This window comes from Ruegeria sp. Ofav3-42 (genome assembly GCF_022347725.1).
Taxonomy (GTDB): domain Bacteria; phylum Pseudomonadota; class Alphaproteobacteria; order Rhodobacterales; family Rhodobacteraceae; genus Ruegeria.
In genome coordinates, this window is the sequence record NZ_JAKRGB010000003.1 from 417,417 (window position 1) to 434,644 (window position 17,228).

The 17,228-nt window shown below is 51.5% G+C and carries 9 protein-coding genes, 1 tRNA gene and 1 pseudogene; 6 read left to right on the plus strand and 5 right to left on the minus strand.

What is annotated here, in order from left to right; all coding sequences use genetic code 11:
• Window positions 1-7 precede the first annotated feature (7 nt).
• Window positions 8-961, minus strand: a complete 954-nt coding sequence (locus tag MHN28_RS07415; RefSeq protein WP_239337573.1) for a haloalkane dehalogenase — start codon at window positions 959-961, stop codon at window positions 8-10.
• A gap of 264 nt (window positions 962-1,225) precedes the next feature.
• Between MHN28_RS07415 and MHN28_RS07420 the strand changes: the two genes are divergently transcribed.
• Window positions 1,226-1,300 (plus strand) — tRNA-Gln (locus MHN28_RS07420).
• 207 nt (window positions 1,301-1,507) lie between these two features.
• Window positions 1,508-2,542 (plus strand): hypothetical protein, encoded by a 1,035-nt coding sequence (locus MHN28_RS07425; protein WP_239337575.1) that lies wholly within the window; start codon window positions 1,508-1,510, stop codon window positions 2,540-2,542.
• A 281-nt stretch (window positions 2,543-2,823) separates the two neighbouring features.
• Here MHN28_RS07425 and MHN28_RS07430 read toward each other — a convergent pair whose 3' ends face one another.
• From MHN28_RS07430 to MHN28_RS07445, 4 genes and pseudogenes are all read right to left on the minus strand, one after another.
• Window positions 2,824-4,452, minus strand: coding sequence for a recombinase family protein (locus MHN28_RS07430; RefSeq protein ID WP_239337577.1), 1,629 nt, complete (start codon window positions 4,450-4,452; stop codon window positions 2,824-2,826).
• Window positions 4,452-4,868, minus strand: a complete 417-nt coding sequence (locus MHN28_RS07435) for a DUF2924 domain-containing protein (protein ID WP_239337579.1) — start codon at window positions 4,866-4,868, stop codon at window positions 4,452-4,454. Before MHN28_RS07435 ends, MHN28_RS07430 begins: the two co-directional genes overlap by 1 nt.
• A 5-nt stretch (window positions 4,869-4,873) precedes the next feature.
• The gene (locus MHN28_RS07440) at window positions 4,874-5,128 is read right to left on the minus strand and encodes a DUF3489 domain-containing protein (protein WP_239337581.1); all 255 of its coding nucleotides are present in this window, start codon (window positions 5,126-5,128) and stop codon (window positions 4,874-4,876) included.
• Window positions 5,129-5,505: 377 nt separating this feature from the next.
• Window positions 5,506-5,802, minus strand: a pseudogene (locus MHN28_RS07445) (transposase); the annotation flags it as partial.
• Window positions 5,803-6,461: 659 nt separating this feature from the next.
• Between MHN28_RS07445 and MHN28_RS07450 the strand changes: the two are divergent.
• The 4 genes from MHN28_RS07450 to MHN28_RS07465 are packed head-to-tail and all read left to right on the plus strand — an operon-like array spanning window position 6,462 to window position 17,221.
• The gene (locus MHN28_RS07450; protein WP_239337583.1) at window positions 6,462-8,075 is read left to right on the plus strand and encodes an N-6 DNA methylase; all 1,614 of its coding nucleotides are present in this window, start codon (window positions 6,462-6,464) and stop codon (window positions 8,073-8,075) included.
• The gene (locus MHN28_RS07455; RefSeq protein ID WP_239337585.1) at window positions 8,075-10,843 is read left to right on the plus strand and encodes a hypothetical protein; all 2,769 of its coding nucleotides are present in this window, start codon (window positions 8,075-8,077) and stop codon (window positions 10,841-10,843) included. The genes MHN28_RS07450 and MHN28_RS07455 overlap by 1 nt, the downstream gene beginning before the upstream one ends.
• Entirely contained in the window at window positions 10,840-15,072 is a 4,233-nt protein-coding gene (locus MHN28_RS07460; protein ID WP_239337588.1) for a DEAD/DEAH box helicase family protein, read from the plus strand. Before MHN28_RS07455 ends, MHN28_RS07460 begins: the two co-directional genes overlap by 4 nt.
• A 4-nt stretch (window positions 15,073-15,076) precedes the next feature.
• Entirely contained in the window at window positions 15,077-17,221 is a 2,145-nt protein-coding gene (locus MHN28_RS07465) for a hypothetical protein (RefSeq protein WP_239337589.1), read from the plus strand.
• Window positions 17,222-17,228 lie beyond the last annotated feature (7 nt).

The window sequence follows — 17,228 nt, forward strand, 5'->3', positions numbered from 1 at the left end:
TCGCAGTTCAGGAAGTTCGCGCGATGAAATCGCAGGCCAGATCCACCAGTTCCGGTCCAACATCTTCCTGCAGAAAATGACCTGCATCTGGCAAAATCACGTGCGGCTGCCCCGCAGCGCCTGGGCACAACTTTTGAAACACCTTATCAATCCCGGCCATGACTTTATCGTCTGCCCCAAATGCAGTGAGTACCGGGGTTTGCAATTCGCGGATCACATCCCAAGCTTGTCGGTTCGGCCCCGAAGATGGATCATTCGGCGAAGTTGGCACCAGCATTGGAAACTGCCGCGCACCGGCCTTGTAACTTTCATCGGGGAATGGCGCGTCATAAGCTGCGATGACGTCCTCGGACAGGGACAAGACCGTTCCCCCTTTCAGAATTCCACCGGCGGGAAACTCCGGCACGTCCTGACTGAACTTTCGCCAGTTTTCAAACGCTTCCCCCATGGGCTGATCGCCAGTCGGCAGCGCAGTATTGGCAACAACGATGCGCGCGAACCGATCGGGCATCTCGGCCCACAACCTCAGTCCGATCAGCCCACCCCAATCCTGACAGATCAGCGTGATGTTGCGCAGGTCGACCTTGCGCAGCCACTCGCCCATCCAGGTTACGTGCCGCTCATAGGTGTAGTCACTGCGTCCGGTCGGTTTGTCAGAGCAACCAAACCCGATCAGATCGGGTGCAACCGCCCGGTGCCCGCGCGAGACGAATCCCGCGATCATATGGCGATAGAGGTAGGACCAACTGGGTTCACCATGCATCATCAGAATCGGATTGGCATTTTTCGCCCCCTCATCCACATGATGCACCCGCAGCTGGCCGCCCTCTGTGTCGTCAATCTGCGTGTAAACCGGTTCGAAAGGGAAGTCGGGCAGCCCCTGAAACCGAGCGACAGGTGTGCGTAAAAACTCCATGGTCATACCTTTCAGAAAACTGCCCGCGGTCCGCCGAAGCGGCATCAAAAGCGCCTAAACTACTGCAAAGAAACATAATTAATAACAAGCGCCCAGCAGAATTCACTGTAATGCGCGCATCCCTTACCCGGCAATAAAATAGTAGGCCAAAGCGATCATCAGACAGAAGGATCGAACAAGGAAGCCGTGAAAACAAGCCTCGCATAGACCGTCAAAAGTGTCCTTCAAATTTTTTTTCAAACCGCGCTGGTTTTTTGTCGGAAAGGCCTTGAACCCGCCGATCAACAATCGTAGACAGCGCCTCACCGTTGGGGTGTAGCCAAGTGGTAAGGCAGCGGTTTTTGGTACCGTGTATCGTAGGTTCGAATCCTACCACCCCAGCCATTATCACGTAACCTATTGATTTTATTGAATAAAAATGTTGCGGGATCCCGCAACACTCCTGAGTTTGAATCAGAGCTACGGATTCCAACTTGTTCTTTACTGAGTTGGTCGCATTCGGCACCATTTCAAATCGAACCAACCACGCATGTTTCTTCTTTACGTTGTACGCGAAAGCTGGTTCTCTCGCCGAAAATTCATGGACAAGAAATGCTAATAGAAATCAATTCCGAACAAGACGCTTGGGCAACACTTCATGGCTTGATAAACGGCAATTTAGAAATAGACTCTCTCGACGATCTGCGCTTCGGAGATTGGGTTGGAACAAGAGTTTACATTCCCGAAGGAAAGTACGACTCTTCGCTGAGCGCATACATGATGCAAGGGTGGCAAGATGCGCAAAGAGCAATCTATCGCTCCTACGCGCTGCTCAAAAAGGGTGATGCCAACGCTAGATCACTAACCGACGAGGAAAGAAGCCGACTTGAACTCGTCGTAAAGGTTTCTAGCGGAAGCTCTGATCAGAAAGCTGATATTCTTGATGTATTGAAGGAGACGGCACTAAGCGCCGTGGGCAAGATGGAACCAAAACAGATCGCAACGGTTTTGATTGTTCTCATTCTTACTTGGGGCGGCACCAGTGTTACGAGCAATTGGCTAAACAATCAGAAAGAAATCAAGCTGACCGAACTTCGAGAAACCTCGAGCCAACGGGCGTTTGAAACCATTGATCGGGCGCTTCAAACGATTGGCCCAAACAGCATGACAGATGATCAGCGGCAGGTATTGCGTCAAGCAACTGAGGAAGTGCCTGCGCTCGTTGACCTTCAGAATGAAGCTGAGAACGCAAGGCATTCGATTACGCGTCACGCAACCAAAACTGACGCACAAGTCAACGGTGTCTCCGTTCCTTCCGAAGCTGGTCAAAGAATAACTAGAGAGACGAGGCAATCTGCGAACGAAGTAAGGAAAGATGGCAACTATCGTATTCTAAAAGTCGATACGACAGTACCTGATGGTTTCCGTGTGCTGGTCGAGAATATTGAAACAGGAGAGCGTTTCTCCGCAGACGTACAACAAGTTTTGGAGTCCCATGAAGATCGCGCGGTCATTCAAGACGCTGAGTGGAGCAAAGTTCCGGTCCGGCTTCAGGTGAACGCTCGCGAAAAGCGTGGTCAGATTATCGAAGCCATTATTTTGAAGGCTGAAAAATTCGAAGTGTCCAGCTCCCAGCCGTCGAATTGATCCCGCAACAATTCCCGCAACATTTTGGCACACACCTCGGCATAAGTACCTGAAATAAAATGTATAATTTAAACTTACCAATCCTACCACCCCAGCCATGATTTTCCCTAAAATCGCGCGCTGAATATTTGGTCGCCGAATATGGCGCGTTTTCAGCGGCTTAGCTTCTGGCGTTTTCAGCTGAGACTCGAGCGTTTGCGCAACAATGGTCGAATTCCGGCCGCAGTCTCAGTCCGCGATTCCTGCGGTACGAGTTTAGTATCTTTGGAAGTGTCAGGCAGTCAGAGCACGGCGAACTGATTTCGCTGTTCTGACCAGATTGCCGGGAAGCCCGACTTGATCAGGTAATCCGTGGTCAGGCCGTCAGGTTGTTCGCCTGCAGCGATGGCATCCAAAACAGCAGGCGCCAGCATTGCGAGATCGACAACATCCTGCACCCGGCGTTTGGACGTACCTTCTTCTTCCGCAATTTCTGAGAACGTTCTGCCATCAATAATCATCGCCAACCAGCGGCGCGCTTTGATGATGTTACGCACTAATGTTTGATCGATCTCAGGCGGTGCATCGCCAAGATGCAGTTTCAGCTCCACACCTCTGCGGCGCATCCGGAATGGCGCTTCGATCGTTAGTTTCGCGGCATCGACCTGATCCGCCCTGCACTCGATCATTCGAGCCAGTGCCCGGAGATCCAGTTGCACCCTCAGTGACCCCTGTCGCAGATCTGCCCGCGCAATCAGGCCGAGGCATTTCCTGACGGACTGGCAATCTCTGAGAAGCTCCGTTGCTGAAGCAATCTCGGCCGCTGACATATCCCGCGCCATTGATGTCACGGCGTTCGGTCGCTTCAGATGTTGCCTGATCATTTCGGCCAGGAGGCTCTCGAGCTGTTCTGCCGGCAGCCGCCACGCATCCGGATGCTTCTGGCTGCGATCCGTCACCAGCCGGCCGGAGATGTAGTAACGCAAGCGCTTGCCATTTTTGCGACTATGGCTGGGCGTCAGCCGATCTCCGGTCTCATCAAAGATCTTTCCGGCGAGCAGTGATCGCTTCGCTTTCTGCTTTACTCCACGCTCCCTTGCCGCTCCATCCGTCAACAGCTGCTGCACCCGCTCCCACACTGCCGGGTCAATGATTGCAGGGTGCTGCCCCTCATAAACCTGACCCTTGTGTCGGATGCGGCCAGCATAGATAGGATTGCTGAGCAAATGATGGATGTGTCCGCGGTCAAAAAACTTACCGCCTGCCACGCGTCCGCCCGGGCGCTCCCGACGGCGCGAACGGAGACCCAGTGCCTCAGCCTGCTCTTTCACATCAAGAATGCTCCGATGCTCCAGATAAAGATCGTAGAGCGCCCTGATGATCTCAGCTTCTTTTTCATCGATTTTCAACGTTCGGCCATCCGCCTGATACCCGAGTGGAACATTCCCGCCCATCCACAGACCCTTGCGTTTCGAGGCTGCGATCTTGTCCCGGATGCGTTCAGCGGTGACTTCCCGTTCGAACTGGGCGAAGCTGAGCAAAACGTTGAGTGTCAGGCGGCCCATGCTGGTAGACGTATTGAAAGACTGGGTAACGGACACGAACGATGCATCCGCCGCGTCGAGACGGTCGACCAGCTTTGCGAAGTCCGCCAGGGAGCGCGTCAGCCGATCAATCTTGTAAACAACAATCTGATCAACACGATTATCATCTACAGCCTGCATCAGCCGCTGCAGCGCCGGGCGGTGAAGATGACCGCCCGAGATACCGCCATCGTCATAGTAATCCGGTAGAAGTTCCCACCCCTCGTGCTTCTGGCTAGCAACATAAGCTTCGCAGGCTTCCCGCTGGGCATCGAGTGAGTTGAAGTCCTGCTCCAGCCCCTCCTCCGAGCTTTTCCTCGTGTAGATGGCGCAGCGGATACGTCGCATCACTGAACCCCAAAGAAGCGCGGGCCTGACCAGTGCGCTCCGGTAATGTGTTTTGCGATGGCTGACAGGGAGCGCCACGTTTTGCCGTCCATGACGAACCCGCCCTCGACTACTTCAATCTGATAGGTGCGTCCGTTCCATTCCCGCACCAGATGTGACCCCGGTTTCAGAGCAGGCGGCGGTGTTTTTCCCAACGCGACTTGCTGCAGTCGACGCTCTGTTTTCACAGACAACACTTCCAGTTCCCGGTTCTGCAGCTCCCGGATCAGCACCCGCTTCATGAACTGCGGCGACAGGTATTTCGGCGGGGGCCGACCGAAAACTTCCCGCCATTGATCAAGACAGCCGGGGCGATCCAGGTATTCAATGTCATGTAATATCTTCTCAAGGTCATGGTCTGCGCGCGTAGAATCCATGGCGTTCACGCCTCCTTCATGATCCGGTAGACCGTGCCTTTGTCAGAAGCTGATCGCTCAACCTTATGTCCCGCCTTGCGCATCATCGAAATTGCTGCGCGCGCAGAATGCGGTTGCCAGCCAAAGGCTTTCTGAATCTGCGCAATCGTGGCACTGGACTTGCGGGACAGCAGTTTCTGAAGCTGCTGCTGACGCGACAGGTTGTTCCGGGCGGGTTCGGCGGGCGATGTTTTGGGTTTTGTTTCGGATGCAATTGTCATTTTTGTCTCCACTTTGCGGACACAGGCTGATCCTACGCCCTGTACTGAGTGGAGCCCGGCTATTCCGGGCGATTCTTGACCGGTGTCAGTACCGCTTCCGAACAACCCAATGTCCAGTAGTATAGGGTAAAACGGGCGTATATCGTTCTCTAATCTGTCAATTCTGTTCTTCCAGTTCTGTCGATGTCGGAGGTTGCCTTGGTTCTCTTCGAGCTCACGGGCTCATGATGGGGTTGGCTCGAGGTAGGTCGGCAAGGTTGAAACCGCAATCTGGCCGCAGCCGCTGCTACAGAATACACGCCGTGTCCTACGCCCTCCCTCGGGCATCGTTCCCGCTGGGAACTGGTGTTGGAATCCTTGGTTTTATCTTTGCAATCTCAGGCCACCCTGAAGTCGGTTTGGTCTCGCATGATGGCATGAAGAATGATCGCCAGGCGCCTAGCCAAAGCAACGCGCGCCTTTCGCATCGTGGACCTGGCGGCGATTGCCAGCGCCCATGTTTTCAGCTTCAACGGCGCAGCGTATCTAGTCAGCATGACGTTTGCAGCCTCGTAAAGCAGCGTTCGGACTTTGACATCCCCTCGTTTCGAGATGCTCCCGGTATAGTCAACCTCTCCAGATTGGTGTCGTTGTGGGACCAACCCCAAGTAGGCACCCACATCGCGTGATTTGCGGCGATCAGTTGAAATCACCGAAGAAAGCGGACATTCCAATCTAAGCTATGCGGATGACAGGCGATGCAATCGCTTGGGTGCAAGAAAACGTTGGTCAACCCGTTTGGTCTGCTCTTGTAAACCACCCAGAGCCTTTTGCAGAGTAGTTTGCGACCGTAAGGGGATGGAGAACGGTTGGTTATGAAACAGTACAAGCCAAAGGAGAGTGTCGCTACGCTTCGGTAAGAGTGAGCGTTTGTCGAGTTATCGACCGATGTGGGGCAGTTGTATGAGCGCGTACATCATGCGTCATTTGAAGTCGTGGTTCGTCAAAATTCCTCGTCGAAGAAAATCTCAGAGACCGACCAGCTATCCTTGTCTGGATTGACGGAAAATTCCGGTAACCACCTGTGGAGTTCGGTGCTTGGATCGCTTCAAATATTGTTGCCAACCTGAGACATCTTTGCGAGAAAACTCACTCACAATTAGGCATCAAATTGATATTTAAAAGTAAGCGAGAACTGTGTTGTTCAAGTACGCAAACAACGCTACTTACTTGTTAATACTATAAGCAGGAATTTAACGCCCTTCACCACAGAACAAACACCCGATGTTTACTTATCGAAATGCAAGGGTTGGGCGGGTAAGCGAGCATAAAAGGTGGAACGTAAGTAGTGGAGATGTCTGAAACTCTTTTCTTGGAAAATGCGCTCAAGCAGGGTCACACCTACGTCCGCTCCAAGTCTCTTGAACAGGACAGCTATGAACGAAATGATGCCTGGTCAGAGTACTGTCAATCACTTCTGCTTCCAGAAAGTACACTGGATTCTGGTCTAAAATCGTACACGGAACAGCTGACAACTATAGAGCGAATCTACTCGGCATCTCTTGTCTATGCGCGGGCGCAATCGAGAGCCCGACGTAAGTCTCTTGCGATGTACTTCACACCACCCCGATTGAGTGAATATGTACTAGATCGAGTCGAGGCGTTTGGTGGTGACTTTACTAAACATCGATTTATTGACCCTGCCGCCGGCGGCGCTTCTTTCATCGGTCCAATTGCCAGCCGCATGAGCGCCAGAGGTGCGACGCACGAGCAGATAGCGAAAGCATTGCGAGGAGTGGAAATTGATCCCGCGCTTGCGAATTTTGCGCGGGCGGCTGCGCGCTGTGTAGTTCAGAGACCCGTCAAGCATTTGGTGGCATGTGGCGATGGCCTAGTCTATGGCCAACCTGAAAGCTTCGATGCTGTTATTGGGAACCCTCCCTACAAAGTACTGTCACCATCCCAGCGAGAAAAAATGCCAGACTGGGCAAAAGTAGTTTTAGGGAACTATGCAAACCTCTACTCACTCTTTATTCTAAGAGGAATTCAACTACTAAGATCCAATGGGCTATTAGCGTTATTGGTTCCAACAAGTTTTATAACTGGCACCTACTTCCGCCCACTCCGAAAGTACATCTCCGAAAACTCGACAATCCTCGCGATCGATAAGATTGAACAACGAAGGCAGTTCTTTCGCGATGTTTCCCAGGATATTTGTTTGTTGGTCTGCAGGAAGGCAGTGGAGAAAAGAAAGGGGTATTCAGCTCAAGCCCGATCAGTGGATCGAAATATTAGCTGGCGCTGTGAAACAGATTTTTGGATAACCCGTTCAAGCGACGAACTCTGGTCTCGGCTTTACGACAACAACAAAAAAACCAAGTTCGATAGCCTTGAAGCACTAGGTTTCACAGTGCGTTGCGGTCCGATTGTCCATAATCGCGATAAAGGGCTCTCTGATGGGATTAGACGGCGCAGAAAAGACGCTGTTCCATTAGTATGGGGCCATGTCATTCAACCCTTCTTAGCAGTAGAGCCCGCATCGAGAAGCCGACAACCAGGCAGCGGCGCCATAACTTTTGTATCGACTCAGCGAATTACACCTCCGGTAACGACGCCATCAATCGTTTTACAACGCACCAATAGCGGTGACCAAGAAAAACGAATTCGGGCTGGGTTAGTCGACGAAGCTTGGATAGCTAAGTATGGTGGATTCTATGGAGAAAATCACGTTGTCGTCATCTCACCCGACCCCCAAAAAAAACAGCGATGTTCACTGCGGGTGCTTTTAAGGCTGCTATCGACAAAAGCGGTGGACCGACGTCTGCGCCTACTGTTGTCATCCAATAGCATAAACGTAACGGCCCTGCGGGACCTACAAATACCAAAACTCTCGAAGGAAAACCTAAGCTCTTTGGAAGGTTACAGTGATGTCGAACTCGAGACCATTCTCGAAGAGGCTTATGGCTGATGTCGAAGCACAGACGAAATCGACATTGGACGCAAGACCCGCTGCCCGATCAACACTTTGAGAGAGAAGAGAAAGTCAAGGCGCTTACGGCCAAGATGAAGGAGGTCGCCAAGGCTAAGAAGCTTGCAGATACAAAAAAGAAAACCTACCAAAAAGAAGCCTTCGATCCGCAAGAAATCACTCTACTGCGAAGCGGGAGTCTCGAGGACGTTCCGTTGTCAATAGGCATGTCCGGCGCTGTGCGAGCTTTTCGTCAAACATTGTTAGATCAGCAATCAACAGTCATTCTAAACTGGCCCAACGGACTTCCAGGTGTTTCTGCACTCCATAGTTTGGCACTCCTGTGTGAATTAGCGGAGGGGCCAGAGGATTTCCAAGGTTTTACGACAGTGTTTTATCCGGCGAGCGCGCGCACCGGCGCTAATCAACGCGCACTACTAGTCAATAGAGATTGGCTCATGTCCGCAAACCGTCCATGGCTGAACGCCCACTATTCAAACTTGTCAGCAACCTTGCATAGCCTAGAGAGAACGCAAGCGCGGTTCCATAATATGTTGGCGCGGACGAAAGACTTGGGACCGGAAGCACTGTCGAATTTTCCAAGGGCGAAGGCGATAGTTGATCGCACTGGTGACCGAGGGCATCCAACATTATTTGAGCTCATCGCAAGGCGAAGGATCGATGCACATGGGAAAGTTTCTAGCCCAGAAGAAACCTTCCTTGATCGATCGAAACGACTGTCTGAGCTGCTGACATCAAAGAAAAATGCAGCTGATTACCAGCGTGTCGAGGCAGTCGACCCGGATACAACACCTTGGTTGCTATCTACAATTCACGGCGCTAGCCCGCAAAGGAGTTGGGCAGCCTGCACTCTGCCAAGCAATCGAAAACCAAACGTGCTTTTAATTGATCTTCAATACCGCGCTCGCGCAAGGCTTGGAGAGAATTGGCGAAAAGAAATTTCAAGCGCAGTTTCTAAGCTTCGAAATGGCGATCTAGAAATTCCGCTCATTCTCGTCACGGACGACCCTTTTACCGCAACCTTCTTGAAATGGGAGCTGTCTCCAAAGCCAAAAGGACGCGCAAAAAAACGCCCGCTCCCCGTGCGGTTCCTTCACCAAGATTCACCAGAAATTTTATCTCCTGAAACGACATATGACAGAGTTGGAAAACGCGAAGGCTCTGACCTTAATATCACAGTCGATGTTTTTGCGAGTGACGTAGCGAGATTTGCAGCAAAAGCGATGGAGATCCGGAGGGATGTTTCTGGACTTTCTGGCGGCTCCATAGCTCGATCTATCGGTGGCTGTCTTTCTCGTCTTCGCGCAGTCGCCAACTCGCCTCTCTCACAGTCAGGGGTTAGCGATGTACTCTTTGACCCGGACGAACCTCATCTATCCGATCGGCGACTCAAAACGTTCGACATAGGCGCAGCTATCGCAGAATTGAGAGATCATGCCTCGTATGCTGGCGTGTTCGAGAGTGCCGTGTTGTCTCTCTCTTCAGAGGCAACTGAGCTTGCAAAGTCGCTTTCGAGTGAGGCGACGAGAACAACGGGCCGACTGTATCGTACAAAGCTGCAAGCGCTAACCAAACGTGCAACGAGAACCTTGGTGGCTACTGCAGGCGTTTCATCGACCCAACTGCTCGAGCGTTGGATTGAGACCGACGAAAATCTGTCAGAGATTGCCGATCGCCTAGGCAAAAAGTTTGATATAGCTCCTGCACGTGATGCGATTGCTAAACTCAAACTAGCAGCGGCCTCGCCAAAACCCTATGGTCACGTCCTGTTGCTGTCGACTCAGCCGCGCGACACACTTGCCATTTTAGCGCATCCCAAATGCCCCAAGAGAATTGAAATAGTCTGTGATACTTCGAGCGCAAAGTTTCTAGCAGACTACGGGAAGTCTCTGTTACAGTATTGGTCGGAGAGTGTTCCGGGCCGAATTCAAGTCGACAAGGCCTTGCAGAAGCTCAACTCAAGTCTTGAAAGCCGGGTTGCAGAGCTTCCTGAATTTTCATTTGGAGAACCGTCGCTTTCTGGTTCGCCGCTTATTGACCTAACTGTTCAGTCGAGTGGAAGGCGGTCTGCAACGCTTGAAATTCACACCGTTAACGGTGACGTCTTGCATGCAAGTCCCCAGACCGTTTTTGTAACTAGAGTTCAGGCGGATCTTGAAAAGTTCGAAAGTGTTCGCGCTGACAAAATCACTCAAGGACGTGAGATCCTTGTTCCCAGCCCGGCCTTTTTGGAAGCTATTGAAGCATCCCATGAATTTCGAGCAGCAGCAGCACCGCTCTTGGCTGACTATCATAGAGCAATTGGACAACGGGTCGAAGCAAATGGCCAGGGCGTACTGTCTTTGGCGTCAGAAATTCTTACACGAATGGATTGCGAACCCGCGCCGAGGCAGCAGAGCGTACGGCGTTGGCTAGACGTTGCTTCGCAGAACGAAGTGCCAATCGAGCTTCGCACGCCGCAAGCGCCACGTACATATTCTCATTTCCTCGCCTTTTGCAAAGCTATTGGCATTGATTTCACTATGGCCGAAATCTACTGGTCGCTCGCCATTGTTGCCACGCGCGGCGGTCGCATTCGATCCGGGCTTCTTCTGAGAAAATTTTACGCAGCAGCACTTATCGATCCCGATGCACTTACTCGAAGAAATGGTGCAGCGGGCCCATTGATCGACAAAATCCACGATCTGTCCGCTGAGCATGTAAGTGAAGTCTCAAGTATTGAACGCGTTCGCCAGGAGGATGCATGAAACCTGTACCTTTGAATCCTGAAGATATTGAAAATCTTGAGGAACTGAAGGAAGGAGTTTGCGATAGTCTTGTAAACCTGACTTTCCAGCGTGTAAGTGGCTTTGGTCCGAATGGCGATTTGGTATTCGGGCGCAAACCCAGCCGACACTTCGTCTCTGGTTTTCTTCTTCCTGGATTTGATCCAACAGGCGAGAACGACGAGACCAATGATATTCGTCTTAACACAGTGGGAATAGACTTTGCGATTGATGATGAAATCGGCAAAGAGCTTGAGGTTTCAGGCAGTTTCAGCGTTTACGTTCGAGGATTGCCTGAATGGGAAGAATTGTATTCAGAGCGCTATAATCTGCTCCCAATCTTTCAGCCTAAGACAGAGTTAAGGCGGCACCTAAAAACTGCTGTCAAACGACGCCTTGAGAGTTGGAAAGCGAACCATGGCCAGGGATCGAGCCACGCTGATTATCAGACCGCTAAGCAGGAGGCTTATTCTGCAGAATGCAAACTACTGGGATTGCCAACACCTAGCGTCGATCTCGATGAAGTCGCCCTTCAACAACTCGACGAAGACTCGCAGAACACCGCAGAGGACGAGAAGAACGCAGGCGCACTGCTCGAAGACGCTTTATATGCAAAACCAAACAGAGAAATCCCAGACTCGCTGGCTGAGCCAATGCAACCACCGGAAGTTTGGAAAAGAGTGCCCATAGACTTCGGTCCGAAGAAGATCGATGCCACAAGCGACCTAACTGCCCAAGCTCATAAACTCTCAGAAGAAATTGAAAGCCGCATCAAAGACGCTGTCGCAACCTGGCTCTCTACAGAAGAAGGTCGTCAACGTGCTTACCGAAATAAAAGCATAAAGCCATCTGATTGCCAGTCGAAAGAACGTTGGGAGGGTTATTTAGAGCAATGCAGAAAAACCGCCCCTCGCATAGAACAGCTGCTACCCAATCCATTCGACTTGAAACTGATATTGCAGTCCAATCCGGATCGCAGATCACAAAAAACGAGTCTGGTTAGAGTCGCTTTTGAGCACCATGGTCGACGTCCCGCAAGTATACGCCAACCATTCATTGAGCCTGGCTGTTTTCAGGTTTCACTGACGGTTAGTGTTTTGAATTCCGCGCTCCGGCCACTTTCTTTGGATCGCGTCAAACCAAGCTACCGGTACCGCCATTACATGTCGCAAGCGGGAATGGGCGTGAATTGCGGCGTTGTTCAAACAACCAGCGAGACAAAAACAGAGCTACGTTCAACTTGGGCACCTCGCTACATACTGCCGCGGCAAGTTCCTCGTACCGCTTCAACTGTTCGGCGAGACTACACAACGCTGAGCGACCCAAGCTATCCGATCAGCGATCTCATGAGATTACCGGAAGAATTTAATGCATGGATTAATGGTCTCAGCACACGGATCGATCCGACAAACGGTGATCTCAACGCCAACGAGGCACTCATTGAACAGCAGAACTTTGAAGAAGATTGTGAAGCTTATCGGCTCGAAGCCCGCGATATTGCACGTGGCATCGACCTACTGGCTCGCTCACAGGCTGCCTTCAATATTAACCCAAACGATCCCGCTGGAGCACCGTTTCGCGCCTGGATAATGATGAATGCGACCTTCAAGGATGCGGGCGGCGCCAAATTTACTGAATGGCGACTGTTTCAAATTGCGTTTGTTCTGGCTCAAGTTGCAGGCTTTGCATCGCGTCTTCCTTCTTACGCCGAAGATTTTGACGCCGAGCGAGACGAGGAAACAGCGTCACTACTGTATTTCGCGACTGGAGGCGGAAAATCCGAAGCATTTTTTGGGGCGCTTGTGTATCTCCTTTTCCTAGATCGGTTGCGCGGAAAGACATTCGGCGTCAGCGCGCTCGTGCGTTATCCCTTGAGGCTACTAACAGTCCAACAAGCCCGACGTTTGTTTCGCTTACTGGTTCGAGCTGAACTTATCAGGAAATCTGAAAACATAGATGGCGCGCCGTTCCAACTTGGATTTTGGGTAGGAAACAACAATACACCAAACAGCCTTGGTGATTCTAGGTTGATCGATATTCCATTTGACGACGCACCGTTACTGGAAGCAGGCAGCAATGACGAACGTAAATATCTCTCCGTACGTAGGGCGCTCAACAAAGTTCCGTCCTGCCCATTTTGTGGCGAAGCGACAGAATTGCGTCGACGCCGTCGTGAAAGCGCCAGAGGCAATCACAGGGTAGCGCTTATTTGTGTCAACAAAAACTGCAGATGGAATCTAGAACACCCCGGTGCAATCACGGAGCCATTGCCTTTCTTACTAGTGGATGAGGACATATATGCGCGTGCGCCCGCGGTTATTCTTGGTACGATCGACAAGCTCGCGCTTATTGGTCAGCACGATAGTACAATCTCTAAGATTTTTGGAATGTTTGGACTCGCTCGTTCAGCAATCAATGGATTTGAACGGGTCGGCGCACCAAGGGATTACTATCAGAATACTCCGCCAACGGGCCAGGTTGCTCTAAGCCCACTCGTCGAAGGCGGTCACGAGTTGTTTTACGACCCGCTTCCTTCCTTGGTTATTCAGGATGAAGCGCACCTGCTAGAAGAAAGCTTAGGTGCCTTCGCAGGGTTATTCGAAACGGCCTTAGAGCAAGTGTTTCGTCAAAACGAGGAGTTGTTCGGCGACCGCGTTGTTCGCGGAATAGCCGACCATCAAGGGCATCGTTCGATACGCATGCCCAAGATCATCGCCGCGACAGCCACGGTCTCTGATCCAGCCAGGCAAACCGAGATTCTCTACCAGCGCCAGTGTCAGCAGTTTCCGCGGCCTGGCCCGGATCTATACGAGTCTTTTTATTCTCATCCAAAACCTCCCATCAACGCTGCGCGAAAAGCACTCCAAGAGGCATCCGGCAATACTGAAGAAGCCGCGCTTTGGTCCCGAGTATACGTCTCAGTTATGACAAATGGCGGAACGCACACTATCACGACAGTCACGATATTGGCTGCTATGCACGCTGCATTAACCTCATTGCTGTCGGATCTTTGGCATGCGGAAGACGCGGCCCGTCAAGCAAGAGCAGTCGATCGGATGATTGCGGCGCTATCGTCGTCAGACCAAGATGGCGTGACCACACTTCGAGCCAACGCATTGGCACAAGCCCGCGACAATCAGCAGTTTGATGTGCTCGCCAGCCTTGTCGACCTTCACAGAGTGGTTCTGACCTATGTCACCAACAAGAAGGGCGGCGATGTCGTACTAGACGCACTACAAGACATTTCGGAGGAAACGCATCGATATGATGGACTATCAAGGGACGAGCTCAAACTCGATCTGATCTCCGGCGGTGTCGACATGGAAGGCATTGAGCGGATTATGCGCGAGGCTGATTTAGACCGGACAGAGGATGGCCAGTTCGTTCCGCTTGCCGATAGCTTACGGAACATTGTCGCCACATCAGCGATTTCTCACGGCGTCGATGTTGATCGGTTCAACTCAATGGTGTTTGCGGGAATGCCAAGCAACATAGCCGAATACATTCAAGCCTCCTCGCGCGTGGGAAGAACGCATGTCGGCTTTAGCCTACTGGTGCCTACACCGCAGTCTCGACGTGATCGCTATGTTGTTGAAGTTCACCGCCCTTTCCACCGTTTCCTTGAAAGGATGATTTCGCCACCCGCCATCGATCGGTGGGCGACACAAGCCATAAAAAGGGTGATGCCAAGTCTATTTCAAGCCTGGCTAGTCGGCTTTGTGGAACCACGACTATTTAGAAACGCGACCGACAAATCTAAAGCGCCCCAAATGTCGAGGATGCGTGATATTCGACGGTATCTGGAACCGATAAAGAACCAACAAATCTTTCGGTCCAGCTTTAACGATTTTGCCCTCGGAGCGACCGGAGTAGACGGTCGCGGGCGGCGAAAAATTGGTGAACCATACAATCAGGTCTATTACCGTAACTTGGTCCTCGATGAAGCCCGCGAGATCTACGATCTGTTTGTGGGTCCTGAAGCTGAACTCGCTGTTAGTAAGCTATCGGACTTTTGGCGTGGCAGCACAGACGTCAACCAGCCGATGATGTCATTGCGAGACGTTGAAGACGCTGGACAGATTGCCCCAGCGATCGCTCCCATTGGGCGCAAAAAAACAGACACATATCAAGATCAAGTTGAACGCGCCCTAAAGTACCTGAGAAAGCAAAGGGCCAGCGGTTCAGAACTAGACGATGAGACAGGAGGCTAATGTCATGTCGAAAACCGTGATGCAGCGCTCTCAAACACAAATGGCAACGACTTACGCGCCTGATAAACACTTTACATTCGAGGGGGGTGCGGGTGCCTGCAGATCCGTGCCAGTTATGCGATCAGACGTTCAGATTAGACCGGCAGAACGCAACCAAGTTCGTGAAGGTATTTTGGAGTTTATTCAAAACTGGCACCGGCGCGCTACTATGCGTCAAGATCCACCTGTTGCCCCCGAACAAGCGCTAGATGAACAAGTCTTTTTAGATCGGGAAAAGCGTCCCTCCTTTGAGCTGTCAAAATTCGAGTTTTGCGCCCCAGATAGAATGGCCTATGTGCCAGATCCTTTGATGTTGGTCTGCCGCAATTGTTCAGTCGTTCATGAAGCAACACTGGCCGAACTCGCTTATGACGAAGGTGCATTCAAAAAAATTCGTCCCTGCACTGCCGACATCAATGGAAAACACGAATGGCGCCAGATCGACGTTGTCTTCGCGCACTGGTCAGGGCGTGTCGAACCTTTGTCTCCCTATCGTAAAGACATTAATACCAAGAATGGAAAAATCACCCAACAGTTTCCAGGACGGTGTGACGCGGCGCAGAAGTGTGAGTTCAAACTCCACAAAGGGCGCTCAGGAAAGTTTCGTGATTGGTACTTCTATTGCCATTGTGGCGAGCGAAGAGAGCTTCGCCAGAAGGACGAAAACACGCTGAGGTGGCTTCTGGACCGCTACGCACAGGAACCCGGCGAGACGCTTAGGGAAATCAATATGCTTCCCGTCTCTTATCGCGCGAACAGCCTCTATTATGTTCAATCTGAACAGATGATTTCCTATGAAACGACGCGCCATATTGATTTGTTGGCAGAAGACAAAATCGAAGAACTTCTAGAGGCGCTTTTAGTCCTTTATGATTACCCATCAAGCTCACAAGACGATGAATCGATCGTTCAGATACTTCAGGCAGTGAATCAACCTGGTTCATCCGAACTTGCGGCAAGAATTCTAGATGCGTTGAACGCGATCAAGACACTTGAAGCAAACGGCCAATCCAACGCAAGTGACCTCCTAAAGCCAAAATTGGATGCTTTCCGCGAAGAGGCGCAAACCAAGGGTTGGATAGACACGCGTCCTGAAGCACCTGCCGATTTACGAAGGCAAGCAATAACTAGAGCTCATATTGCGCGAAAATTTGACCCGATCCGACTGGGGTTGGAGCATCAAGCGCTTCGAGAAGAGCTAATAGATGCACCTGTCTCGAACGATGCAATTCGTCCTGTGGTGGATCTTGAAGCACCGGACAGGGACCTACAGCCACCTGGCGACACCGACGTTCGAAGAACCTATCTGGATGGGATTACAGCCCGCAAAGAGGCTTTAGGCATTCGCGACCTCAAGCTCGTCCGGAACCTAAAGATGCTACAATATTCTTTCGGATACAGCCGCGTTTCGCCTTCACCGACGACGGAGCAAAAAGGCCTGACTATGCCTGTTCGCCTTTGCGGATTCCCGCGCGTCGACAGCCGGAAAAGACCTATCTACGCTCTTCGACAAAGCAACGAAGCGCTCTATGTCCGACTGGATGAAGCACGCGTCGTGCGTTGGCTTTTCGACAATGGATTGTCAGCTGCAGTGGAGGGTTTGAACGGTAAAACTCTGGGCGGACGCTTAATTGAACTTCACCAAGACTTTGGACGATTTGCAGAGGCTTATTCTGAAACTTCAGGGCGTCGAGAGCGCAATGCGCCAGTTTTTGTTTACGGTCTGCTTCACACACTATCTCACCAACTAATTCATGCTTGCTCTCGGTTTAGTGGGTTGGATCTTGGCTCGTTTGGCGAAAGGATTTTTTCCGCAGACCTCGCCTTTGTCATCTATCGTAAAGGTATGACACCAGACTTAGGTAATCTCGCCGCAATGTGGCGTAATCACGGGCAAGACGTTCTCCTGTCACTGGATGACCCCCGGTCGCTTCGATGCGGCTCGGGTACTCTATGCGACCATAGAGGTGGTGCCTGCCCAGCATGTATTATGATACCGGAAGTAAGCTGTGTGGCTGCTAATAACATCATATCTCGGGCGTTTCTTGCAGGCGGAGAAGCAATGTCCTGGGATACTAACCAACAACCACTTGTTGGTTACTTCTCGTGAAAGCCCC

Coding starts and splice junctions, on each gene's coding strand:
- MHN28_RS07430 (WP_239337577.1), bottom strand. CDS start 4,452: ATGCGACGTATCCGCTGCGCCATCTACACGAGGAAAAGCTCGGAGGAG.
- MHN28_RS07450 (WP_239337583.1), top strand. CDS start 6,462: ATGTCTGAAACTCTTTTCTTGGAAAATGCGCTCAAGCAGGGTCACACC.
- MHN28_RS07440 (WP_239337581.1), bottom strand. CDS start 5,128: ATGACAATTGCATCCGAAACAAAACCCAAAACATCGCCCGCCGAACCC.
- MHN28_RS07435 (WP_239337579.1), bottom strand. CDS start 4,868: ATGGATTCTACGCGCGCAGACCATGACCTTGAGAAGATATTACATGAC.
- MHN28_RS07455 (WP_239337585.1), top strand. CDS start 8,075: ATGTCGAAGCACAGACGAAATCGACATTGGACGCAAGACCCGCTGCCC.
- MHN28_RS07460 (WP_239337588.1), top strand. CDS start 10,840: ATGAAACCTGTACCTTTGAATCCTGAAGATATTGAAAATCTTGAGGAA.
- MHN28_RS07465 (WP_239337589.1), top strand. CDS start 15,077: ATGTCGAAAACCGTGATGCAGCGCTCTCAAACACAAATGGCAACGACT.
- MHN28_RS07415 (WP_239337573.1), bottom strand. CDS start 961: ATGCCGCTTCGGCGGACCGCGGGCAGTTTTCTGAAAGGTATGACCATG.
- MHN28_RS07425 (WP_239337575.1), top strand. CDS start 1,508: ATGCTAATAGAAATCAATTCCGAACAAGACGCTTGGGCAACACTTCAT.